Annotated in this window: 21 protein-coding genes and 2 pseudogenes; 7 read left to right on the top strand and 16 right to left on the bottom strand. The window is 57.9% G+C overall.

The window, feature by feature from the left end:
- Positions 1-248 precede the first annotated feature (248 nt).
- Both GOW31_RS11875 and aspT read left to right on the top strand, forming a co-directional pair.
- Positions 249-857 (top strand): annotated as a pseudogene (locus GOW31_RS11875) (transposase).
- Positions 858-1,091: 234 nt separating this feature from the next.
- On the top strand, positions 1,092-2,792 hold the full coding sequence (gene aspT, locus GOW31_RS11870) for an aspartate-alanine antiporter (RefSeq protein WP_152460130.1): 1,701 nt from the start codon (positions 1,092-1,094) through the stop codon (positions 2,790-2,792).
- Between the two features lie 117 nt (positions 2,793-2,909).
- On the opposite strand, the gene GOW31_RS11865 is transcribed toward aspT, so the two are convergent.
- From GOW31_RS11865 to GOW31_RS11810, 13 genes and pseudogenes are all read right to left on the bottom strand, one after another.
- On the bottom strand, positions 2,910-4,541 hold the full coding sequence (locus tag GOW31_RS11865; protein WP_171170271.1) for a bifunctional aspartate transaminase/aspartate 4-decarboxylase: 1,632 nt from the start codon (positions 4,539-4,541) through the stop codon (positions 2,910-2,912).
- A gap of 255 nt (positions 4,542-4,796) precedes the next feature.
- Positions 4,797-5,056 (bottom strand): annotated as a pseudogene (locus GOW31_RS22060) (transposase); the annotation flags it as partial.
- An 81-nt stretch (positions 5,057-5,137) separates the two neighbouring features.
- Positions 5,138-5,899: a Phenylacetic acid catabolic protein gene (locus GOW31_RS11860; RefSeq protein WP_171170269.1), complete on the bottom strand. Its 762-nt coding sequence runs from the start codon at positions 5,897-5,899 to the stop codon at positions 5,138-5,140.
- Positions 5,900-5,912: 13 nt separating this feature from the next.
- Positions 5,913-6,986, bottom strand: coding sequence for a 2Fe-2S iron-sulfur cluster-binding protein (locus tag GOW31_RS11855; protein ID WP_171170267.1), 1,074 nt, complete (start codon positions 6,984-6,986; stop codon positions 5,913-5,915).
- Positions 6,987-6,999: 13 nt separating this feature from the next.
- Complete coding sequence (gene paaD / locus GOW31_RS11850) at positions 7,000-7,458, bottom strand: 1,2-phenylacetyl-CoA epoxidase subunit PaaD (protein ID WP_171170265.1); 459 nt, start codon at positions 7,456-7,458, stop codon at positions 7,000-7,002.
- Between the two features lie 6 nt (positions 7,459-7,464).
- Positions 7,465-8,223 (bottom strand): 1,2-phenylacetyl-CoA epoxidase subunit PaaC, encoded by a 759-nt coding sequence (paaC, locus tag GOW31_RS11845; RefSeq protein WP_171170263.1) that lies wholly within the window; start codon positions 8,221-8,223, stop codon positions 7,465-7,467.
- The gene (gene paaB, locus GOW31_RS11840) at positions 8,223-8,507 is read right to left on the bottom strand and encodes a 1,2-phenylacetyl-CoA epoxidase subunit PaaB (RefSeq protein WP_171118424.1); all 285 of its coding nucleotides are present in this window, start codon (positions 8,505-8,507) and stop codon (positions 8,223-8,225) included. Before paaB ends, paaC begins: the two co-directional genes overlap by 1 nt.
- A gap of 23 nt (positions 8,508-8,530) precedes the next feature.
- Positions 8,531-9,508: a 1,2-phenylacetyl-CoA epoxidase subunit PaaA gene (paaA, locus tag GOW31_RS11835; protein WP_171118422.1), complete on the bottom strand. Its 978-nt coding sequence runs from the start codon at positions 9,506-9,508 to the stop codon at positions 8,531-8,533.
- Between the two features lie 15 nt (positions 9,509-9,523).
- Complete coding sequence (gene pcaF / locus GOW31_RS11830; RefSeq protein ID WP_171170262.1) at positions 9,524-10,726, bottom strand: 3-oxoadipyl-CoA thiolase; 1,203 nt, start codon at positions 10,724-10,726, stop codon at positions 9,524-9,526.
- 234 nt (positions 10,727-10,960) lie between these two features.
- On the bottom strand, positions 10,961-11,776 hold the full coding sequence (locus tag GOW31_RS11825; protein WP_171170259.1) for a PaaX family transcriptional regulator C-terminal domain-containing protein: 816 nt from the start codon (positions 11,774-11,776) through the stop codon (positions 10,961-10,963).
- Between the two features lie 90 nt (positions 11,777-11,866).
- Positions 11,867-12,976, bottom strand: coding sequence for a sterol desaturase family protein (locus tag GOW31_RS22275; protein ID WP_171170257.1), 1,110 nt, complete (start codon positions 12,974-12,976; stop codon positions 11,867-11,869).
- A 98-nt stretch (positions 12,977-13,074) separates the two neighbouring features.
- On the bottom strand, positions 13,075-13,287 hold the full coding sequence (locus tag GOW31_RS11815) for a hypothetical protein (RefSeq protein WP_171170255.1): 213 nt from the start codon (positions 13,285-13,287) through the stop codon (positions 13,075-13,077).
- A 35-nt stretch (positions 13,288-13,322) separates the two neighbouring features.
- Positions 13,323-14,288 (bottom strand): NAD(P)-dependent oxidoreductase, encoded by a 966-nt coding sequence (locus GOW31_RS11810; protein WP_171170253.1) that lies wholly within the window; start codon positions 14,286-14,288, stop codon positions 13,323-13,325.
- 132 nt (positions 14,289-14,420) lie between these two features.
- Here GOW31_RS11810 and GOW31_RS11805 point away from each other — a divergent pair, with 132 nt between their 5' ends.
- A complete protein-coding gene (locus tag GOW31_RS11805) occupies positions 14,421-15,296 on the top strand; it encodes a LysR family transcriptional regulator (protein WP_171170251.1) in 876 nt (291 codons plus the stop codon).
- 44 nt (positions 15,297-15,340) lie between these two features.
- On the opposite strand, the gene GOW31_RS11800 is transcribed toward GOW31_RS11805, so the two are convergent.
- Positions 15,341-16,246: a LysR family transcriptional regulator gene (locus GOW31_RS11800; RefSeq protein ID WP_254441698.1), complete on the bottom strand. Its 906-nt coding sequence runs from the start codon at positions 16,244-16,246 to the stop codon at positions 15,341-15,343.
- 89 nt (positions 16,247-16,335) lie between these two features.
- Here GOW31_RS11800 and GOW31_RS11795 point away from each other — a divergent pair, with 89 nt between their 5' ends.
- The 4 genes from GOW31_RS11795 to GOW31_RS11780 are packed head-to-tail and all read left to right on the top strand — an operon-like array spanning position 16,336 to position 21,945.
- Positions 16,336-17,511: a pyridoxal phosphate-dependent aminotransferase gene (locus GOW31_RS11795; protein ID WP_171170249.1), complete on the top strand. Its 1,176-nt coding sequence runs from the start codon at positions 16,336-16,338 to the stop codon at positions 17,509-17,511.
- On the top strand, positions 17,508-18,710 hold the full coding sequence (locus GOW31_RS11790) for an acyl-CoA dehydrogenase (protein WP_171170247.1): 1,203 nt from the start codon (positions 17,508-17,510) through the stop codon (positions 18,708-18,710). The genes GOW31_RS11795 and GOW31_RS11790 overlap by 4 nt, the downstream gene beginning before the upstream one ends.
- An 11-nt stretch (positions 18,711-18,721) precedes the next feature.
- Entirely contained in the window at positions 18,722-20,911 is a 2,190-nt protein-coding gene (locus tag GOW31_RS11785) for a thiamine pyrophosphate-dependent enzyme (RefSeq protein WP_171170245.1), read from the top strand.
- Positions 20,908-21,945 (top strand): ACP S-malonyltransferase, encoded by a 1,038-nt coding sequence (locus GOW31_RS11780; protein WP_171170243.1) that lies wholly within the window; start codon positions 20,908-20,910, stop codon positions 21,943-21,945. The genes GOW31_RS11785 and GOW31_RS11780 overlap by 4 nt, the downstream gene beginning before the upstream one ends.
- A 98-nt stretch (positions 21,946-22,043) precedes the next feature.
- Here the strand turns inward: GOW31_RS11780 and GOW31_RS11775 are convergent, their stop codons facing one another.
- Both GOW31_RS11775 and GOW31_RS11770 read right to left on the bottom strand, forming a co-directional pair.
- On the bottom strand, positions 22,044-22,916 hold the full coding sequence (locus tag GOW31_RS11775) for an amidohydrolase (RefSeq protein ID WP_171170241.1): 873 nt from the start codon (positions 22,914-22,916) through the stop codon (positions 22,044-22,046).
- A complete protein-coding gene (locus GOW31_RS11770; RefSeq protein WP_371813752.1) occupies positions 22,913-23,914 on the bottom strand; it encodes an ester cyclase in 1,002 nt (333 codons plus the stop codon). The genes GOW31_RS11775 and GOW31_RS11770 overlap by 4 nt, the downstream gene beginning before the upstream one ends.
- Positions 23,915-24,069 lie beyond the last annotated feature (155 nt).

The following is a 24,069-nucleotide window of genomic DNA, read 5'->3' as shown; positions in this document are numbered from 1 at the left end:
GGCCCCACAGTGCACTGGGCTATCGCCCGCCAGCGCCCGAAACCATCATACCAATGGATCGCAGGCCGACAATGCACCAACAATCAATTTGGACCAGTCAGATGAGGCTGCTCAACAGGGCGGATCAACTCCCAGACCGAAAAAATCGGCAGCTACTTCATATATGATGCCATGAAGCATCCGTATTCACTGCGCGGCACGGTTCACGGCTTGAAAAACGAAGCGGTAACACGCGTTATTTTTTCTGGTTGACCGGCGCGCAGATCGGTAGGCATGCCCCCTTCTTCGTGAAGTCGCACGGCAAGCCTCGGGTTGATGACAAACCGGTGTTACGCGGGATTATCTTCATCAACTGCAATGTTTCGCGGTGGCGCGATACTCCCAAGGAATACAGAGCTCACAAGACGCTTAACAGCCGGTGGAAGCATTGGTGCAAGAAAGGTAACTTCGCCTGAATGTTGGCCGAGCTGGTTGCCGGGCACGGCGAAAGGAAGACCTCGATCCCCTGCCGGGCAATGGACGCGACTTATCTCATCGCACACGGCACCGAGACCAGTATGGCCGAAAAAAGGGGGGCGTGGCCGCCTGATCGGGCGCACCAAGGGCGGCATGAATACCAAGCTGATGCCCGCCTGCGATGGCCAGGGTCGCCCGCTCAACCTGTTCGTGACCGCCGGGAGCGACAGTGATTGCATCGACGCCCGGGCTCTGCTCAGTAGCATCCCAACTGTGGATTGGCTGCTTGGGGAACGTGGCCGTGATGCCAGGTCAAGGAAGACAAGCGCCGCAACTGCATCGAGACTATGTTTGGCGGGCTTAAGAATTGGAGGCGTGCGGCAACCCGCCATCACCGTTGATCCGGGGTCTTCCAATCAGCGACCGCACTCAAAGAAACCGTCATCCACTGACTGGGAATCTTCGCCCATGTACATTAGCTCTTTTTCGAAACCTTTCCGCCGGAATAGAGATGCGAAGCGCTGTGCTCTTAAATCCTCGCGCTACGTCAGTCACATTGTTTTTTTGTTTTCAATATAGTTAGTCACTGTATCTTGATCGGAACGACCCTGAAGAGAGACGCAGGAGATTTCAAAATGGAATTGATTTCTGAGCAGCTTCGTACCTTCCCGATTATGGCGCTGTTTCTTTGTCTGGGCTTAGGTTATGGCGTTGGAAAGTTCAGGGTCGGCAAGTTCGAACTTGGTGGCATCGCCGGAACCCTTTTGGTGGCCGTTCTTGTAGGTCAAATCGGGGGCATTAACCTAAGCACCGATGTCCAGAATATTTTCTTCTCTCTCTTCATTTTTATGGTCGGCTATAATGGTGGCCCTCAATTTTTTGCAGCTCTGAACCGAACCGCACTTACCAAGTTACTGGCTGCATTTATGATGACTGTCTGGGGACTTTTCTTTGTGGTGGTCGTCGCCCGTTTGGCTGGGTTGGACAAAGGGTTGGCCGCTGGGCTGGCTGCAGGAGGGCTTACGCAATCCGCAATCATTGGTACCGCTGGAAATGCCATCGACCTGCTTGGGCTGGCCGCTGACGAAGCGGAAAAGCTCAAAACCAACATCGCCGTGGGATATTCAGTCACTTACATCTTCGGCTCGATCGGGCCAATTTTGGCGGTGAGTGTCATTCCAATTATAATGCGCGTGGATCTGCGTAAAGAGGCGATTAAGCTGGCCCAAAAACTCAGCGGAGGTGGCCGCAAACTGGAAGAAGGCGAGTTCCTCCCAATGAACCGCTTTAACGCCCGTGCCTATCAGGTAGGTTCTGACGCCTCGATCGCAGGAAAGTCAGTTAAATCCATCGAAAACACTTACGACGGCGACCTGATCGTCGAGAAAATTCTGCATGAAGGTGCCCCGTTAGATCCGAAACCGGACATGATTATCAGCCCAGGAGACGTCATCGTTGTATCGGGGCTTGTTACAACCCTGACCCGGTTCGAAGGTAGTGCAAGCGGAGAAATTGGTGAGTACCCACCTGAATTGACGGTGGTGGAAGAACGTCGAAATGTTGTTGTCACTAATCGGAAACTGACAGGTAAAACTCTTGCCGAATTGCGCGAAGCCCTGACAGCCGATCAACGACGCGGCGTTCACATCTCAAAAATTACCCGAATGGGTCACGAAGTGCCGGTGTTGCAAAATACCGAAATTCATGCAGGCGATGAGATCTGCATCGTCGGCCACAAAGACGACTTGAACCGAGCGGCAAAAGAGGCGGGATACGTACCGCCATTGGCTTCGGCCACAAATTTCATCGCGCTGGGGATTGGTGTGGCAATTGGCTATTTGATTGGCGAAATCAGCTTCGTGATCGCTGGAACCAAAGTGTCGCTCGGCTCGGGCCTTGGGTGCCTCGTGACAGGGTTGATAATCGGGTATTTGCGTATTCGCCGACCAAAGATCGGCGGGATCAACCATGGGGCAGCAAATTTTCTGCAGAGTTTCGGATTGGCGGTATTCGTCGGGGTTGTTGGTTTGAATGCCGGTAAACCTGCTCTGGAAGCAATTCAACAGTACGGCGTTACCCTGCTTCTGTTGGGAGTCCTGGTCACAATGATGCCAATGATTGTTCAATTCCCTATTAACTACTATGTCTTGCGCATCAAAAACCCGGTCGAAGCCTGCGCGGTTGTTACCGGGTCCCGGTCCGGGAACCCGGGGTTTGCCACGTTGCTTGAAAAGGCAGGGAACTCCACCCCCACGCCAGCGTTCACCATGACCTATGCGGTTGCAAATATCTTTTTGACGCTCTGGGGCCCGCTCGTTGTGGCGTTCGTACCGTAAGTCGCTTCAGAATTACCTCAACTTTCGATCGCGACTATGTGGCATGCGGCTAGGACATGACCCGCTGAGAAGACAGGCTGATAGTTTGGGTCGCCTGCGTCCTCAGCGGCCATGTTTTTAACCGTGCAACGGCAATCCTTTTGACGCGCGATAAGCCTGCACATATCCAACGGCCACAGCCCGTACAGCGCGACCGATCTGGCGATAGGCGCTGTCGTCCAAATTGGCGAAAGACACGCGTGCAGACCAGTTGGGCGCATCAAAACCGGACCCGTTCAACAGCACGATTCCGTGGTCCTGCGCCAGTTTGAACGAGATATCCAACGGGTGAACGTTTTCCTTGATCCATTCGACCACATCTTCGCCGACGTATTTCCGCAGCCAGAACTCGAAATCTATGATGCCATAATACTTGTCGAACAACGGGTTGTCGGCGACTTCAACGCCCAATCCGTCGACCAGTTCATCAAAACGGTGCTTCAAGATACCCCAACAGAACTTCTGATAAACTTTCTCTTGGTCCATCAACTCGACAAGCGAGAATAATGTCATCATCACTTGTTGTGGCACCGACAAACCCGCAGTGTGATTTAGTGCGACATCCCGGCTGTCGGCGACGATCCGGTCAATGAACTTGAACGACGACGGGTCGGGTGTCAGCGATTCATACCGGGCGTTCACCACAGCTTTGGTCTCGTCCGGTGCCTCAGCAATCATCTTGTCGAAGATGTTGTTCTCGGCCACCAGAATTGCGCCCAGACGCCAGCCCGTGCAACCGAAATACTTCGAGTAGGAGTAAACCCCGATCGTATTTTCAGGAAGATGCCCCATCACCGATTGAAAGTCAGGTACGAAGGTGCCGTAGACATCATCTGTCAATATGATCAGGTCAGGACGGCGGGTCTTTACGAAGTCCACGAGTCGGGTCATGACTTCGGGGCTGATCGCGACAGAGGATGGATTCCCTGGGTTGACCAAGAACAGCGCTTTGACTTTGGGATCGGCCAACAGTTCAAAATCGTTGTCGTTAAGTTGAAAATGATCTTCTTCAGCAGAAGACACATCCACAGTATTCAACCCGTAATCTTCAAGCACTGGCATCTCCAGATAAGGCGTGAAGATCGGCGTGCCCAATGCAATTGTGTCGCCTGCATTAAGCAACCGCTGGTTCTTGAGCGCCTTGAAAATATAGCACATTGCAGCAGTTCCGCCCTCTACTGCGTAGATATCGAACTTTGCGTCGGGCCGATGGCCTGCGCACATTGCCCACATCACGTATTCGTGGACGATCGCCTCATTGTGTTCCAAGCACCTGTCCGGCATCGGGTAGTGGTCGCCAATGATACCGTCGGTCAATTCGAGTACGAAATCGTCTGCTGTGAAACCAAATTTTTCAATCGCAAAGTCCACCACGGCCACCAAAGTATCTGCGCCTGGAGGACCGTTTTTTTCCGACGTGTCGGCGCAGTATGCCTTGAGCCGTTCGTAACATCCCGGCCCTTGTGGCATACCGGCTAGTCCAACTTGTGGTTCATTGCGATGTCGCTGTGCTTCGGTCATCGCGAACTGACCCAAAAGGAAGAACGCCTCTCGTGCCTTGGTAGCGATCCAATTCGGGTTGCCGCGCCCTGCGTTCAAATATGGCAGCGCCATTTGGCGCGACTCTCTCTGCGCCAGCTTTATGAGTTCGTCTTTGATCTGGAAAGGACTTAGGTTCTCGAACTTATGCAGGTCCAGCGTTTCTGCCATGGCATCAAACCTTTGCGTTAGAACAATCGAAAGAATTCAACCGGATCGTATGCAAGGTGATGCGCAAATGTAAACAGAACTATCAGAATGGAGCGACCGACGAAAAGAAAACCATGAACTTCAAAACAGGCTCTGGGGTCGCGATTCCTAACCAGTAAACGACGGTTGCTGCGGGTGCGATCGCTGATTGGAAGATCCTGGAACAGGTCGCGCCTATTGCCCAACAGGGTAGCACGCCAATGATGTCACGAGAGGGATCATCACAGTCTTCTTCTTCTCGCCCTGCCCGGCAACAAGGCCGGCCAACATTCGGGCGAAGATACCTTTCTCGCACCAACGCTTTCTCCGGCTGTAAAGCGAGTTGTACGCTCTGTTTTTTTGGGAGTGTCGCGCCACCGCGAACCATTGCGATTGATGAAGATAGTCCCGCTTAATACCCGTTTGTCATCAGCCCGAGGCGTGGCACGCGACCCTGCTAAGAAGGGGGCGAGCCTGGCCTCCTGCTCGTCAGTCAACCAGAAAGGATCACGCGTGTCACCGCTCTGTTTTCTAGGACGTGTACCCTGAAGTACCTTGAAATTGGATGCATCGTGGCACTATGAGGGTGATTTCAAACCCAACTGTTTCAGAGCTTCGTCCGCTGACCGAGCCCAACGTTCCCGAAGGGCAGCGTTGGTGCTATGGCGCAAACCAAGTGATCTCAGATGCTCAAATCGGTTCGGGTCATCCCTCCCGAAAGACACTGCTACGCGTGGCCACCAATAGTCCACAGCGTCTTGCATGTCTTGCGACGCTCCGTTTTCAACCAGCTTCACAGCGCCTTCCAACGCCAGTTCGCCGTGATGCGCCTCGATCGGTGCGATCTGCCGGAAAGCCTCGGCCAGTGGCTGGTAAGAGACGGTCGAGAACTCCGCCAGTTGCTCTGCCACGGCACGGCTCATCAGCAGGTTCATGGCGACGGCATCAGTCCAACCGGAAATCGGATAATTGAACACCGCAAGCCGCATGTCATGTTCGCTGCGGGTCGCGCCGATATCCGCTTTTCGATCCAACCGGGCAGTCCACGGGTGATGCGTGGCATAACGATCCGTGTCGGCGCCGAACTCACCCATGATTTTCAGAACCCTGTCCGCATGGTCCGTCTTTTCCAACACGATCTTCGCCGCCGCGATGCGTTCCTTTATGCCGGGGCCCTTGTTGATGACATCAGCAAACCCTGCGGCACCTGCGAGTTCGCTGTCTACAAACGTAGCCATAAGTTTCATCAGCTCGGCGCGGTAACGCGGCGGTACGTTGGTCGGATTGGTCAGCACTCCGCCTGCGGCCAGATAGCTGTCAAGTGTCATGGCGTCGGTCATTGATCCTCTCCCTTTACTGGTCGTAGTCCACGACCACGCGGTCGGTCACCGGGTAAGCCTGACAACTCAGCACGTAACCTTTTTCGACCTCGTAATCTTCCAGCGCGTGATTGGCGAGCATCTCGACTTCGCCCTCAAGAACACGGCAGCGGCAGGTTGAACAGACCCCGGCCTTGCAGGCGTAAGGCGCGTCCATGGCATTTTCCAGGGCGGCATCCAGAATGGACTGATCCTTCGGCAAGGTGACGGTCTGCGTCGCGCCGTCGAGTGTGATCGAAGCACTGGTCTGGTTTGCCTGCGTGCCTGCGTCGGCCGCGTCTGCCGTGCGCCTGGCCCGACCCGGCTGGGCGCTGGCGAAGAGTTCGAATTTGATCTGGCTGTCCTCAAGTCCGTGTTCCCGCAGAGCGGCGGCAATACCCAGCATCATCGGCTCTGGGCCACAGATGAATGCGGTGTCTGTATTCTTGACATCGATCCAGTGCTTGAAAAGCTCACGGCATTTTTCCTGCGTTACCAGACCGGTAAACAGGTCAATCTCCTGCGCGTCGGTTTCCAGAATGTGGATGACGTTCAGCCGGCCCATATAGAGGTTCTTCAGATCCTCCAGTTCCTCACGGAACATGATCGTGTTGATGCCCTTGTTGGCATAGATCAGCGTAAATCGGGATTTGGGTTCGCGGGCCAACGTAGTTTTGAGGATCGACAGAACAGGCGTGATCCCCGATCCGCCGGCGAAGCCAACGTATTGTTTTTCCGCATCCGCATCGATGGGCACGTGAAAATTGCCCATTGGCGGCATCGCCTGCACGACGTCACCTATGTTGAGGTCCTCATTTGCCCAGCTTGAGAATGCGCCACCCTCGACACGTTTTATGCCAACCTGAAGAACACCGTCATCCTTGCCGGCACAGATGGAGTAGGAACGGCGCAGTTCTTCACCGTCGAATTTGCGCCGGAAAGTCAGGTACTGGCCGGCGGCGAAGTCGAACTGTTCCGCTGCGCCGTTAACGGGTTCAAGCGTAACGACAACCGCATCGCGGATGGTTTTGTGGATGTCGGTGACTTTCAGGTCGTGAAAACGTGCCATCCGGTGCTCCTCCTCAGATGCACTTGAAATAGTCAAAGGGTTCCAGACAGTCCGCGCAGCGCCAATGGGCCTTGCACGGGGTCGAGCCGAATTGGCTGACCTTTTCGACTGATTTACTGCCGCAATGGGGACAGCGATCCGGGCCGCCCGCGGGTTGCGGCGGCGCAATTCCATAGTCTTCCAGCTTGGCGCGGCCTTTTTCGCTGAGCCAATCGGTGGTCCAGGCGGGTGAAATGCTGGTTTCTATGCGCAGATCCCCGATGCCGTGATCGCGCAGGGCGGTTTCGATATCCATACTGATGATGGATGTCGCCGGGCAACCGGAATACGTTGGCGTGACGGTTACGACCAGCGTGTCAGCGTCCCAGCGCACATCGCGCACAATGCCCAAATCCACGACGGAGATCACCGGGATTTCGGGATCGGGCACGGCATCCAGCCAGCTCCATATCTGGTCAGTCGAGACCCGCATCCGCTTTTACCACTTTGCTCCGGGATAGGCGCGTTGCAGCCATTGCATCTGCGTCAGCAGATGGCCCAGATGTTCGGTATGCATGCGCCCGTCGCGGCCGCCTTTATGGGCAAAACGGCTTTCCGGAATGGTCAGAGTTGCCTGATTGAGGACACGCTCAACCAGAGCGTCGTATTCCTCTCGCAAATCCGCCGGATTCGGAGCGATACCTCCGGCGACCATCTGGGCGTCCACCTCGTCGCTGGCAAACATCTCGCCCACATAGGGCCACAGGTAATCCAGTGCGTCCTGCATCCGTACATGGCTTTCCTCGGTTCCGTCGCCAAGCCCGACAACCGTGTCGCCCGAACGTTCCAGATGGTAGGTCACTTCCTTGCTGGCCTTGGCGGCGATTGCCGCGACCCGCTCGTCCGAGGAAGCCATCAGGCGCCCCAGCATGATCGAGTGCCACGCATCGAACAGGAATTGACGCATCAGCGTACGGCCGAAATCGCCGTTCGGCACCTCGACCAGCAACACGTTGCGGAAATCCCAGGCGTCGCGCAGGAAGGCCAGATCGTCGGCGCTTTTGCCACCATCCGCCTCTCCGGCAAGGCCCAGCCACATCTGGGTCTGACCAATCAGGTCCAGCGCAGTGTTGGCCAGCGCTATGTCTTCTTCCAGAACCGGCGCATGGCCGCACCACTCACTGACACGATGGCCGAGGATCAGGGTGTTGTCCCCCATCCGCAGCAGGAATTGCAGAAATGCCTCGTCCCGGGTCATCACATTGCCCCCACTTCATCGGGAATGTCGAAGAAAGTCGGGTGGCGGTAAACTTTGCTTTGGCTCGGTTCGTACAGCGGGCCTTTGTCGCTGGGCGACGACGCCGAGATGTTGTTGGCTTCGACCACCCAGATCGAGACGCCTTCGTTGCGGCGGGTGTAGACATCGCGCGCGTTCTTGATTGCCATTTCCGCGTCAGGGGCATGTAGCGAACCGACATGTCGGTGGCTCATCCCATGCTGACCGCGGATGAAGATTTCCCACAGGGGCCATTCGGTATTCATCGGGTATCCTCCTCAGGGTAAGCTTATTCAGCAGCCAGATTGCCGGCCTGTTTCTTGCGGGCGTGGGCCAGCAGCCCGTCACGGACCCACTTGCCGTCGTCCCATGCCTTGTTGCGCGCGGCCAGCCGATCCACGTTGCACGGGCCGTTGCCCTTGATCACGTCAAAGAATTCCGACCAGTCGGGTTCGGTAAAGTCGTAATGCCCCCGCTCTTCGTTCCACTTCAGATCCGGATCAGGGATTGTCAGACCCAGATATTCAGCCTGCGGCACGGTCTGGTCGACGAATTTCTGGCGCAGCTCATCATTGGTGTTGATCTTGATCTTCCACGCCATCGACTGGGCCGAATGCACCGAGTCCTTGTCGGAGGGGCCGAACATCATCAGTGACGGGTACCAGAAGCGGTTCATCGCATCCTGCGCCATCTTGCGTTGCTCGGGCGTACCTTCGGCCATTTTGCGAATGGCATCGTAACCCTGACGCTGGTGAAAGCTTTCTTCCTTGCAGATGCGGATCATCGCGCGCGAATACGGCCCGTAGGACGTTCTTTGCAGCGGCACCTGGTTCATGATCGCCGCCCCATCAACCAGCCACCCGACGGCACCGATATCGGCCCAGTTCAAGGTCGGGTAATTGAAGATCGACGAGTATTTCATGCGGCCATCCAGCAGCATCTCGGTCAGTTCATCGCGGCTGACGCCCAACGTTTCGGCGGCACAATACAGGTAAAGACCGTGCCCGGCCTCGTCCTGCACCTTGGCGAGAAGGATCGCCTTCCGCTCCAGCGTCGGCGCGCGCGTGATCCAGTTGCCTTCGGGCAATTGGCCCACAATCTCGGAATGAGCGTGCTGTCCAATCTGACGGATCAGCGTCTTCCGATACCCGTGCGGCATCCAGTCCTTTGGCTCGATCTTGATATCCGCGTCGATCCGCGCCTGGAATTCAGCAAGCTTGTCAGGATCTTCATTCGACGCTTCGGATTCTACCATCTGAGCATACATGTCCCGTCTCCTCCGTTACACGCGTTCAAGTATAAGGGCCGCACCCTGCCCGACACCCACACACATGGTGCACAGGGCATAGCGCCCGCCGGTACGTTTCAATTGATAGGCCGCGGTCAGCACAAGACGCGCACCGCTCATGCCAAGGGGATGGCCCAGCGCTATTGCGCCACCGTTGGGGTTCACGTGGGGCGCATCGTCGGGAAGACCCAGCTCGCGCAAGGTGGCAAGGCCCTGAGACGCAAACGCCTCGTTCAGTTCGATCACGTCCATCTGATCCACGCTCAGCCCTGCCCGGGCCAACACCTTGCGGCTGGCCGGCACCGGGCCGATGCCCATCACACGTGGCGCAACACCCGCAACCGACATGCCAACCACACGGGCCATCGGGGTCAGACCGTTCTGGGCTGCCGTGGCCTCATTCGCCATCAGGATCGCCGCCGCTCCATCATTCACACCGGACGCATTTCCCGCCGTCACGGTTTTGTCGGGCCCGTTCACACCTTTCAGACCCGCGAGTTTTTCTGCCGTAGTTCCCGGGCGCGGGTGCTCGTCCGTATCAACGACAATCGGATCGCCCTTGCGCTGGGGAACCGAAACCGGGGTGATTTCATCCTTGAACACCCCAGCGGCATGCGCGGCGGCCCAGCGGGACTGGCTGCGCGCGGCAAAGGCATCCTGGTCTTCCCGGCTGATACCATAATCTTCGGCGACATTGTCGGCCGTTTGCGGCATGGAGTCGACGCCGTATGCCTGCTTCATCTTCGGGTTCACGAAACGCCATCCGATCGTGGTGTCGTAAACCGCGTTGCTGCGAGTGAACGCCGAACTTGCCTTGGGCATCACGAACGGCGCGCGTGACATGCTTTCCACGCCACCCGCAATGACCAAATCATAGTCGCCCGCCTTGATGCCGCGCGCCGCCATTCCCACGGCGTCCATGCCGCTGGCACACAGACGGTTCACCGTCGTTCCCGGAACGTCAATCGGCAAACCCGCCAACAGCGCCGCCATACGCGCAACGTTTCGGTTGCTCTCGCCCGCCTGATTGGCATCGCCATAGATCACGTCGTCAACACTGGCCCAGTCGACCTGAGGGTTGCGCGCCTTCAATGCCGCCAACGGCAGAGCAGCCAGATCATCTGTGCGGACCGACGAAAGCGCTCCTCCGTAGCGTCCGATCGGAGTGCGCGTCGCGTCACAAATGAAAGCGTCCATCTTAGAGTACTCCTGTTCCCACGGAACAATATCAACCGTCTGGTCGGTTAATAAATCTTCCCCTGATTCGATGCAAGTCTTATGTTACTCAATCTTCTCATGTATCGCACATCTTGTAACATTAAAGGTGACTGCTGACCAAAGAGGTTTTCTTGACTGCAAAAAAGACGACGCAGCCCTTCTTAACAATGGCAGGACATCCAGCAGCTCGCCCGAACTTTGCCCCGCTGTGGGTCAGTCCATCAGCTCGGCTTCCAAGCTCGATAGCGAGGGGCGCGGCAGCCTGTCCAACAAGTGCGAGACAGCTTCTCTGCATGCGGCGCCTTTCCAGTCGTCCGGCAGGAAAACCGGTGGCAGGCTTGGGTGGCGCAGAACGATACGTCGCCAGGCATGCACCACCAGTACGCGCAGAACCGCCGATCGCATCGGATCGCCCGCCCCCTCTGCGGGCAAAAGCCGCTCAACAACCTGAATGGCATCCCAGAACTGATCATAGGCGGTTTTCAACGGCTCCGGCCCGCACAGGTCGCGAAGCCAGTTCGGGACGGACATCGTGACGCTCTCGAAACCCAGAAGCTCCTCAAGATCATCCGGCATCGGCCCGGGCGCCATGGCCGTGGACGCATTCAGCGAGAAGTAATCCCCTGTCAGCATCAGGTCCGACAATTCCTTTCGGGAACTTTCCGAGTTGCTGGCGATGAGGACATGCCAGATATCCGGCATGTTCGGGTCGCGGGAATAGATACGCTGTGCGGCTGCAACGCTTTGACGGCGGCCAAAGCTGGTCAGCCTGTGCACACTGTTCCGACCAACCCGCGTGCTTTCAATCCAGCCTTCCTTGCGCAACCGATGCAACGCAACACGCGTGGCCTCGGCCCTGATCCCCGCCAGACGCGTAAGCGCGGTGATGAGTGATCCGCTGATCTGATCTGATCCATCCTGCGCCAGATCGCCGAAAATCGTGACCAGAACAGACCACACCCGCTGGGTGCTTGTCGTGGTCAGCCGGCTGACACAGGTTTCAAACCAGTCTGGAGCGGTATCTTTCATTTGCCCAGTATAATCGGGCTCGAAGGAAATGCCATCCGGCCCCGCGCGCCCAGTTTCGTTCAGGGTCAGGATTTCGCCAACGGGGTCGGTTCAGTCAAGCGTCGTCGGGCAAGACAAACGATCGACCGAGGCAGCGCCATCTGCGCGCGCGTCGCGTTGCCTGCCGCTCTGTTTGGCGTGCATGTCACGTTTGCGGTTGCGAGTCCGTTTCGTGGCCTCTTCCGAGCCATCATGATAGGTTCCGAACCACTTGTCCCAGGGCATTTCCGCGTTGCCGTAATTGCATTCGTAATACCGGTGATGCAATTGGTGGAAAAACGCCCCGATCAACAACGCCTGACGGTCGCGCGCCCAGATGGCCTCGTACCCGGAATGAGACGAGGCGGCACCCAACATCAGCCAATACCCCAGAAAGATCATGTGCACCGGGTTGCTGGGCAGTACCAGCACGATCAGGATGGCACTGAGGTACCCCAAAGCCTCGACCGGATGCATCGACATGCCCGACCATGGGCCGGTGTTGACGTTGCGATGATGCACGGCGTGAACATGTCTGTAGATGAATGGCTGGTGCAGAAACAGATGCACCACGTAGAAATGAAAGCTCTGCCAGATCGCCAGGATCGGAAACAGCAGCACGAACCAGACCGGATGCGCCGCGAAGCTGAGCGTGGCGATATAGTCGTTGGCGTACATCCAGCGTAGAAAGCACTCCAGCATCGAAAGGAATGTCGCGCCAAAGACCATCGAATGGTAGATGTTGTCCCAGGTCTGATAGCCGAACTTGTACAAAGCGTTTTTGCGCTTCATGTAAGGCCGTGGGTCGTATTTCAGCAGCTTTCCCTGCCCGTCAACGCCGTAGAACCACATGTGCAGACCACCGGCGACGATCAACAGCAGCACCCAGTTCCGAATGAATACCCATGACATCCAGCCCGGGGCAAACGAGGCCTGCCCGGCATCGACGGGTTGTACCCAGAAGGCCACAAGGAAGGCCAAGGCCAGAAAGATCGAGCGGTCCGAGAACTGAAGCCAGTTCTGCCAAACCCATTTCGCCAGGACGCCGATTTTCGGCGGCCAGTTCCAGTACGGGGCGTATTTCACCGGCAAGTCCGGGTGCCAATGCCATTCGCGGCTCATGGGGCCGGGCTCGGGGCTTGCTTTGGTGATGTCCTGAGGGTTCGCGTCTTGGGTCGTCACGTGATTGTCCTTTCCTGAATAAAGTCGCCTTTTTCAGGACCAGGCCGGAGGCGGCTCGTAAGGATATTTGCGTGATGGCCGGCGATACATGATGTGACCTATTCGTGGAACGGGCGGTGGTTATCGAGCGCCTTGCGCAACCTGCCCCGCCCATCCGGTTTCTTGCGGACACCGGCAGCGGAAAGCGAACCGTTCCCCTCAGCAACGGCGGCATGAAAAACGGCCAGACTTTTCAGCCGATTTGCTTCAGGCGTGGTGCAGGATCCCCCCATGTCGGCGAATGTAACGGCGCAAGAATGATGATCCGCCATGCTGTAGATCCATTTCCTGCACGCCGCGCACCGCCCTATTCGGCGGCCTTCAGGTCAGATCCTTGCGGGATCACTTCGTACCCGGGCTCTTCGGGTTCGTCGTCCAGCATTTCCGATGGGAACCCCGGCGCGCGAATATCCAGCCCGGTTTTGTCTTCGAGCCGGCGGATGATGTTGGGGGAAAACTCACGAGGGCCGTATTTCTCGATCCCGTCCTTGAAAATCTCGATCATCAGCGGATTGATCTCCAGCGGCACCCCGGCGCGATCCGCCACCTCCTGAAACAGGCCGATATCCTTCAACACCAGGTCCATCGTGAACGAGATATCGCGAGATCCGTTGAGGATGACCTGACTTTCGGTTTCATGCACGAAGGATGTTCCCGAACTGATCTTCATTGCCTCATACGCCGTATTCAAATCCATTCCGGCGGCCTTGGCGACCACAAGCGCCTCTGAACAGGTGATCAGGTTTGCAGTGGCCAGATAGTTGGTCAGCACCTTCAACACCGAAGCAGATCCCAGCTCACCGGTATGAAGGATGCGACGCCCCATCGTGGTCAGAAAGGGCAGAATACGTTCGAACGTGGCGCGATCACATCCGGCAAAAATCGAAATGTTGCCGGTATCCGCCCGATGACACCCCCCCGAGACCGGACAATCGACGGCAGCGCCACCGCGTTCCTTCACCATCGCACCCAGACGCTTGACCTCTGCTTCATCCGTGGTGGACATCTCCATCCAGATTTTGCCCGCGGTCACTTCGGGCAGCATGTCCTGCATCACAGCGTCCGAAGCCGCCGGAGAAGGCAGGCAGGTGATCACCGCATCACAATCCCGCATCAGTTGTGCCGGATTCTCGGCAGCCTTTGCCCCGCGGTCGACGAAACCTGACACCAGGTCAGAGTTCAGATCATGTACGGTCAAATCAACGCCATTGCGCAGCAAACTGCCACTGAGTTTCCCGCCGACATTTCCAAGGCCGATAAATCCAACTTTCATACCTGCGTTCCCTTTCCGGTGGCCAATCAGAGGACCAGCGCTGTTTTTCCCTGATGAAATCTACGGGCGTTGAATGCAGCATGTAAAACGAATAAATATCGCCAGTATCCATAAAATTTTTTGGTGCTGGAAATGTCAAAATCGCCCAATCTGGTCTGGCTGCGGTCTTTTGACTGTGCCGCACGGCATATGAGCTTTACTGCTGCGGCAGAAGAGCTTGGCATCACACAGACGGCCTTGAGCCTGCACGTCCGCTCATTGGAAGCACAGCTGGGCTGCCCTTTGTTCTTTCGTGCCGCGCGCAACCTCAGCCTGACAGAGGTCGGGCAGGCGTATGCGTTTTCAGTTCGGCGTGCCTTGGGCGATATCGACCTGTCAACCGCAAGCCTGTTTGGCTCCAGTCACAAGCACGAGCTGGTCGTGCGCGCGCCGATTTCCACGGCCAGCTTGTTCCTTGCCGGCAGATTGCCCGAGTTTTCACGCGCACACCCGGGTGTATCGATCAGGTTGGTTTCAAATATCTGGGCAGAATCCGCGGGCAGGGAAAACGTCGATGTCGAGCTGCGTTTGGGAAACGGGGAATGGAACGACGGGCCGTTCAGCAAGATCTCGGACGAACGTATCGTACCGGTTGCAGCCGGATCACGAGATCGGAAATGGCCTTCGACGGAAGAACTGCTGGTCAAACCCCAGATACAGATTTTGGGATTTCAGGACATGTGGCACCGGTATTTTTCCGCTTTTGGCACAGAATATTCTCCTGCGGCGTCTTCCTTCACGGTGGACACGACAATTGCCGCCGTGGACATCGTGGCGGAAGGTGGAGGATACGCGGTAATCCTTGAGCGCTTTGCCAGAACCGCAATCAAGGCCGGAAGGTCCATCGCGATAGTCGGGGACGCCATTCCAATCGAACAGAGCCATTTCCTTGTCGATGGCCAGAGATCGAACGCGAACTCTGCCGCCAAACAGATGTTTGAAACCTGGCTCAAACAGATTTTCGCCTGAGATGTGCCTGCGGGCAATGAGTTCGATCTTCTGTATTTGACCAGTTACGCGCGTGCCCGCGTCTGCTTGCTGATCCAGTTTGCAAAAACTTGAACGGCGTCGTTCTTCTGACCTGTTGGCGTCGCGATGTAATAGGCGCTGTTCGACGTGTTGGCGATCTGGCCGATTTTGGTCAGAACGCCGGACGCCAGCTCTTCTTCAATCAAATACGAGGGCAGAATGGCGGCACCCAAACCGACGACGGCGGCCTCGATCAGCATCGAAAACTGATCAAACCGCATCCCCGGAAAAACCGCTCCCGGATCCAGCCCGATCTGAGAGTGATAGGTAGACCACAGCTCGGGGCGCGAGGTCAGATGCAAAAGCGGCAGCTCAAAGGTTTGCGCGCGGGTGTCCAGCCTGTGACGTCTCAGCAGCGCGGGTGCTGCCGTGACCACCAGATGCTCGGGGAACAACCTGCGCAATTGCGCGCCCGGCCAATCCTCCTGCCCGAAATGGATGGCCAGATCCATACGTCGTTCTTCAAGGCTGAAAGGCGTCGTGTAAGAGTGCAGATCCAGTTCGATCCCGGGATGACGCGTTTTGAAATCCGGCAGGCGCGGCACCAACCACCGTGTCGCAAAGGTGGGCAGGACGGCCAGGGTCAAAAGCGACGCACCGTCTCCGGCTGCAATCGCACGGTTGATCGTACCACTTAGACGTTCAAGATCACCTGCCAGCTCGTCCCGCAAGGCCCGCCCCGCTTTGGAAAGGCGCACTGCGCGTCCAACCCGCCGAAACAGCGTAACGCCAATCGCGGCCTCAAGCTCTCGGACCTGGCGGCTGATCGCGCTTTGCGTCACGCCAAGCTCTTCGGCCGCCATGGTATAGCTTTCATGGCGCGCGGCGGCTTCGAAACTGCGCATAAGGGCCAGCGATGGCAGTGAGTTGATCCGGGGCATGGAACTCATGAGTTTTAGTCACTGAAAAGATACTCATTGGCGTATTTTTCTCAAGTGACTTTGTGGCTAAAACCGAACCTGTTTGCAGAGGAAGGTTCATGGTGTTCCAGCGCGCTGACCGGTTGAACGGTATCGAATTGTCGGAAATCGTCCAGATCTCAGAGGCCGCCGCCCGCCTGCGCACCCAAGGGCGTGATATTCTGGCGCTGTCAACCGGCGAACCGGACCTGCCGACGCCGCCCCATGTGGTCGAAGCTGCGCATTCAGCGGCACTGGAGAGCAAAACCAGGTACCCGCCCACTGCGGGTGTGCCTGAACTGCGCACGGAAATTGCCCGACAGGCAGGTGCCGAGATGGCTCAGGTCATCGTATCGACAGGCGCGAAACAGGTGATCGCAAATGCGATGCTGGCCAGCCTTAACCCCGGCGACGAGGTCATCATGCCCGCCCCCTATTGGACCAGCTATTCCGATATTGTCCGGATGGCAGGTGGGGTGCCGGTTGTTCTGCCCTGCCCGATGGAGCAGGGCTTCAAACTGCTGCCTGAACAATTGCAGGCCGCCATCACACCGCGCACGCGCTGGCTGATGCTGAATTCACCCTCGAACCCGTCGGGCGCGATTTACTCGAAGGAAGAACTTGCGGGGCTGGCAAAAGTGCTGGAGCGTCACTCGCAGGTCTGGGTTCTGGCCGATGAGATTTATCGCCATCTCAGCTTTGCACCTTTCACGTCCGCGGCCGAAGCCGCCCCGGCGCTGACCCATCGCATGCTGATCGTCAACGGTGCGGCCAAGGCGTGGTCGATGACCGGATGGCGCATCGGCTGGGGGATCGGACCGTCCGATCTGATAAGCGCCATGGTCGCTGTTCAGGGTCAGGTCACATCGGGGGCATGCTCGATCTCGCAATGGGCGTCGCTGGCCGCCATCACTTGCGACCCCGAGTTGCTGGAGGAGCGTCGCGCCCTCTTTGCCGCGCGCCGCGATCTGGTCGTCGACGGGTTGAACGCAGTACCCGGGCTGCGCTGTTCCACCCCGGACGGGGCGTTTTACGCCTTTCCGTCCTGCACTGGCCTGTTGAAGGAACAAGGCGGACCATTTGACAGCGACGCGGAATTCTGCACGTGGTTGCTGGAAGATGCCGGCGTTGCCCTGGTGCCCGGCCGCGCCTTTGGGATGCCGGGCCATCTTCGCCTGTCATTCGCATATGCTGAAGATACAATTGCAGCGGGCCTTGCGCGTCTTAAAACCGCTGTGGAAAGGAAACTTGCATGAAACCTCAATCCGCCCCGCACCTTGGCCCCTTCACCTGGGACGATCCGTTCCTGCTGGAAGACCAACTGGCCGAAGACGAACGCATGGTTCGTGATGCCGCACATGCCTACGCGCAGGACAAGCTGCTGTCTCGGGTAACTGCCGCGTTTGCCAATGAAGAAACCGACCCGGCCATCTTTCGCGAGATGGGTGAGATGGGTTTGCTGGGAACAACCATTCCCGAGGAATACGGCGGCATTGGGTCCAGCTATGTGACCTATGGTCTGGTCGCGCGCGAGGTCGAGCGTGTGGACAGCGGCTATCGTTCGATGATGTCGGTGCAGTCCAGCCTGGTGATGTATCCGATCTACGCTTACGGCACCGAAGAGCAGCGCCAGAAATACCTGCCCAAACTGGCAACCGGCGAATTTATCGGCTGCTTCGGGCTGACGGAACCCGATGCCGGTTCGGACCCCGGCTCGATGAAGACTGTCGCGAAGAAAACCGAGGGCGGCTATGTGCTGAACGGGTCGAAAATGTGGATCTCGAACGCCCCGATCGCCGATGTGTTCGTCGTTTGGGCCAAATCCGAAGCGCATGGCGGCAAGATCAAGGGCTTTGTCCTGGACAAGGGAACGGCAGGACTGTCGGCCCCCAAGATCGAAGGCAAGCTGTCCTTGCGCGCCTCGATCACCGGTGAGATCGTGATGAACAATGTCGAGGTCGGCGAGGACGCCCTGCTGCCCAATGTCGAAGGTTTGAAAGGCCCGTTCGGCTGTCTGAACCGTGCGCGTTACGGCATTGCCTGGGGGTCGATGGGCGCCGCCGAGGCGTGCTGGCACGCGGCCCGGCAATATGGGCTTGACCGCAAACAGTTCGGCCGTCCACTGGCGCAGACACAACTGTTCCAGCTGAAGCTTGCCAACATGCAGACCGAAATCACGCTGGGCCTGCAAGCCGCGCTGCGCGTGGGTCGCCTGATGGACGAAGCCCGCGCCGCGCCCGAGATGGTCAGCCTGATCAAACGGAACAATTGCGGCAAGGCCCTTGAGATCGCCCGCCATGCCCGCGACATGCATGGTGGCAACGGGATCAGTCAGGACTTCCACGTGATCCGCCACATGGTGAACCTTGAAACCGTCAACACCTATGAAGGCACCCATGATGTGCATGCCCTGATCCTGGGCCGTGCGCAGACAGGTCTGCAAGCCTTCGCCTAAGGACATCTGACATGGATCGCGCCGCAATCGTGCATGACAATTTCCTGCGCCGTGTTGCGGCGCGGGACTTTCCCGAAGGGTCCGCACCGGCCGGGCCGCTGAGCGGTCATCAAGCCGTCGCGCTTTACAGGGCGCAATGCCTGAGCCGCGCGCTGGACCGGCAAAGCCGCGCGATGCAGAAGGCGGGCCAGGGGTTCTATACGATCGGGTCATCCGGACATGAGGGCATGGCGGCCGTTGCCGCGGCCCTGCGCCCGACCGATCCGGCCTTTCTGCACTACCGCGATGCGGCCTTTCAGATTGCCCGGGCGGATCAGGTGCCGGGCCAAAGCCCGACATGGGATATTCTGCTGTCCTTTGCCTCGTCTTCCGAGGATCCGATCAGTGGCGGGCGTCACAAGGTTCTGGGATCGAAAGCGCTGTGCATTCCGCCGCAGACCTCGACCATCGCCAGCCATCTGCCGAAGGCGGTCGGCGCGGCATATGCCGTCGCCGCTGCACGGCGTCATCGCCCTGAACATGCAGACATGCCCGAGGATGCCATCGTCTATTGCTCGTTCGGGGATGCCTCGGCCAACCACTCCACCGCACAGGGCGCGTTCAACACGGCGCAGTGGACGTCCTTTCAATCTGTGCCTCTGCCCCTTCTGTTCTGCTGCGAAGACAACGGTATCGGTATCTCGACCAAAACGCCGAAAGGCTGGATCGCGGCCACATTCACCAACCGTCCGGGCCTGAAGTATTTCTCGTGCGACGGGTTGGATCTGTTCGACACCTATCGCGTTGCGCAACAGGCGGCGGACTATGTGCGCAGCCGCAGGAAACCTGCTTTCCTGCATGTTCGGACTGTTCGCCTGTACGGTCACGCCGGGGCCGATATGCCAACCACCTATATGCCAAAAGCCGAGGTTGAGGCCGAAGAAGCCAACGACCCGCTGCTGCATTCCGTGCGCCTGTTGGATCAGTTCGGCGCGATGAGCCCGGAACAGGCGCTGAGCGTCTACAATGATACCTGCGCCCGGGTCGCCCGCGTGGCCGAACAGGCCATCACGCGCCCTCGCCTGCAAAACGCAAAAGAGGTGATGGCCAGCCTGATCCCGCCCGCACGCCCCTGCGCGCCGACCAATGGCCCAACACCCGAGCGTCGGGCCGAGGTGTTCGGCGGCGATCTCAAGGCCCATTCCGAACCGCAGATCATGTCGCGATTGATCAACTGGGCACTGACCGATCTGATGCTGGAACACGGCGAGATCGTCATGATGGGCGAAGATGTCGGGCGCAAGGGCGGCGTTTACGGCGTGACCCAAAAGCTGCAAACACGGTTTGGCCCTGACCGGATGATCGACACGTTGCTGGACGAACAGTCGATCCTGGGCCTGGCGATCGGCATGGCCCAGAACGGGTTCACGCCAATACCGGAAATCCAGTTTCTGGCCTATCTTCACAATGCCGAGGATCAGCTGCGAGGTGAGGCCGCCACCCTGCCCTTTTTCTCGAATGGTCAATACACCAACCCGATGGTCGTGCGCATTGCCGGACTGGGGTATCAAAAAGGGTTTGGAGGACATTTCCACAATGACAACTCGGTCGCTGTATTGCGCGACATTCCGGGCCTGATCCTGGCCTGCCCGTCGAACGGTGCCGACGCCGCGCGGATGCTGCGTGAATGCGTGCGCCTGGCGCGTGAAGAACAGCGGCTGGTCGTTTTCCTCGAACCCATCGCCCTCTACCCGATGCGGGACCTGCACGAGGCCGGAGACGGCGGCTGGATGCAAACCTATCCCGACCCTTCTGAAAAGATCGGCTTCGGCGAGGTGGGCGTGGATGGTGACGGCGACGATCTGGCCATCGTCACCTTTGGAAACGGCGTCTATCTCAGCCATCAGGCGCGCGCGGCCTTGCTGGCCGACGGGATCAAGACACGGATCATCGATATGCGCTGGTTGTCCCCTTTGCCCAAAGCGGCACTGACACAGGCCGTGACCGGGGCCAAACGCATCCTGATCGTCGACGAAACCCGCCACCACGGCGGCGTGGCCGAAGCTCTGATGGCGCATTTTCATGAAACATGCGATGTGCCGCTGGCCCGCATCACCGCAGAAGACAGCTTTATCGCAACAGGCCCGGCCTATGCTGCGACCATGCCATCGAAGGACAGCATCGAAGCCGCTGCGCGATCCATGATGGAGGCCGGCACATGAGTTCCGCCAAACAGACTGCCGTCGTCATCTGTCCTGGCCGCGGTACTTACAACAAACCAGAACTGGGTGTCTTGGGCCTGCAATTCAGCGACAAGGCCCTGTTGCGACGCTTTGATGACATGCGGCGCGCGCAGGGGCAAGACACGCTCAGCGAACTGGACGGTGCCGCCCGATATTCCATTGCCAGGCACACGCGCGGCGACAATGCATCTGCTTTGATCTATGCCGCGACTTTGGGCGATTTCCGCGCCATCAATCCTGACAAAATCGAAGTGGTTGCGGTGACGGGAAATTCGATGGGCTGGTATTCGGCGCTGGCCTGCGGCGGCGCGCTGTCCGCCGAAGGAGGCTTCGAGGTGGTCAACACCATGGGCACTCTGATGCAGGAAAACATGATCGGTGGACAATTGATCTATCCTTTCATGGAGTCCGACTGGCATCCTGACCAGACCCGCAAGGCAGAGCTGCTGGCCTTGGTGGATGACATTGACCGAACCGATGCAACGCTGACCCTGTCGATTGATCTGGGCGGCATGTTGGTGCTTGCAGGTGACGACGCCGGTTTGGCCGCGTTCGAAAAGGCCGTACCGGTGGTTCAGGAACGTTTTCCCATGCGATTGGCCAACCATGCCGGGTTCCATTCGCATCTTCAGGCTCCGGTCTCGGCGCAGGGCCGCACGCAACTGAGCGCTGGCCTGTTTCGACAACCGGACCTGCCCCTGATCGACGGTCGTGGCCGGATATGGTGGCCCGGAGCTTGCGACCCGAATGCGCTTTGGGATTACACGTTGGGTCATCAGGTGACCGAGACTTATGATTTCACCCATGCCATCGCACAGGCCGCGCATGAGTTCGCACCGGATCTGTTCATTGTGACCGGTCCCGGCACCACGCTGGGCGGTGCCGTCGCGCAAAGCCTGATCCTGACCAATTGGTCCAGACTGTCGGACAAGTCGACATTCCAGTCTCGCCAAAGAAACAGCCCGATTCTGTGTTCGATGGGGATGGATGATCAAAGGAAACAGGTGACATGAACCTGCGGGCCCGCCGGTCAGCCTCTGAGCCGGCGCGCCGGGATTGCCAAGCCGTCTCAGAAAACCGGTGCAGGGAGTCCGGTTTGTCGTTTCCGTCGCTATTCAATGCGATAGAAACGTTCTGACGTGCCGCGAAAGACGTCGTCCAGCATCGCCCCCGGGATGAGCGTCTCATGCCGGGAAACGGTTTCGTTGTAGGTCGAGGTAAGGCTGTCGACCGGGAAATTCGATCCGAACATGCAGCGATCGGCGCCAAATTGCGACAGGCAGGTTGAAACGATCGGCGAGACGCTTTCAGCATGCCAGTTGTGGTCGAACATTCCCAGGCCGGAGAGTTTGCAAAAGACATGTGGCAGGTTTGACAAAGCCGTCAATTCATCTGCCCACCGTCGCAACCCTTGCGGGGTCCGGTCGTATGGCGAACCTGCGTGGCAAAGAGCGATCCGGGTCTCCGGGGCCTGTGCAAGGACATTCGCGGTTTGACTCATCAGCTCTGGCAGCAGTTGAAGATCAAAGGAAAGACCACGCGCGCCCAGTTGCTTCAGACCCGTCAAGAACTTTGGGTCTTCAAGTATCGCGTTCGTGCCAGTTGAGGCGTCTTCACCCGGAGCGCGGCCAATAATCTGACGAACGCCACGCACCGAAGGCAGGGTTTGAAGACGGTCGAGCTGTGCATCCAGATCATCCGAGGTCAGATCGCAGAATGCCACCTGCACCAGCGGCCAGTCAGGGAACTGGTCGGCAACGGATTGTACCCACTGCGCCTCGGCCCAGGGTTCAGCGGCGCCGACCTGAATGTGAACCGAAGCGCCGAACCCCATGGCTTCGGCGTCTGCGCGAAATTCCGGGAGCAAATAGTCCCGCTGGATGGAAGACGGATCGCCGAAAAATCGAACGATACCTTTCTCCATAAGCCAGGGGTAGTGCACGGCCGAAAGGTCCCACAGGTGGTGATGCGCATCTATCCTCATGATGCTTCAATCCCGGTGGTGCGCGCCAGAATATCCACACCCTGCCCTTTCCAGAAATGCAGCAAGTCGATGAAGATCCAGTTTTCGGCCAGCTTGTCTTCGACGCGGCGATAGATATCGATCACCCTGAATTCACCGGGTTTTCCGGTGGCCGGCATCCCCATGAACCCCCCTGTGGGCGTGGCAGTGAAGTTGGGCCATCCAAAGAAGCCACCGTAATGCCCTTCGGCCAGACGGCAGGCGTGATTGGTCTTTGACCGGTCCGTGAAGGCGGCGCGAAACGGGCCAGAGTGTTGTCTGGCATAGCGTTCGATCGTGTAGGTCGCGCCAATTCCTTCGGGGCCCCACCAGATCATGTCCTGGTGCCACGTGCGCGCCAATTCTTCTTCCAGCGACAGTCCGCTGTCCCAACGGCCCAGATCCGCGATCATCGCGTTGATGACCGCCAGCGTTTTTTCGCCTTCGTCTGCGGGCTGCTCATCAAGCAGCAAACCATCATGGGTCCTTGGTCCGGGCTGAACCAGATGTGCCGCGGTCTGCGGGGGGAACGGATTCTGGCCAGCCTGGACCATCAAGTGCGGGATGTCGAAATACATCGCTGTTTCGACAATTCTGCCACCAGCCACTTTGTAGAACGCGCAATATCGCAGGAACGCCATCTTGCCGGTCGGGCGAATACCCAACCACGGTCGGTCGAACAGCCCCACCAGATGGCCCATGGCGACAACCCAAACGTCGGTTTCTTTCCGCAACGAGTTTTGCCCCGCAAACAGAATATCCACTCGGTTCTGCAAATGAGCAAGGCTGCCCTTCAGCGGCTGCCAGAATTTCCGGGCAACCTGTTCGGCGCCGTTGATTTCGTTGAACGGATGAAAGCCGCGCCACCTCGAATCCGAAGCGCAGAATTGGCTCATCACCTTCGGAGTTTCCGTCACTGTGGCGGATTCCAATGCGGTGTGAAACGCAGAGACCAGTTTTTTTTCTGTCTGAAAGTTCACGGTATTTACCATTGTAGTCAAAGTTTTGCGAGCGGCGCGAAGCCAGGTTGAGTCGGATTTCTCCGTTATTTTTGCATACGTATGCAAAAAAGTCTTGCCTGATTTGATACATGCGAATTACAGTTTTGCAAACGTATGCAAAACGATTCCTTGCA

Source organism: Ruegeria sp. HKCCA0370, assembly GCF_013033705.1.
Lineage (GTDB): Bacteria > Pseudomonadota > Alphaproteobacteria > Rhodobacterales > Rhodobacteraceae > Ruegeria.
Note: the sequence above shows the minus strand (reverse complement) of the source record. Positions and strands in the feature narration are given on the sequence as shown.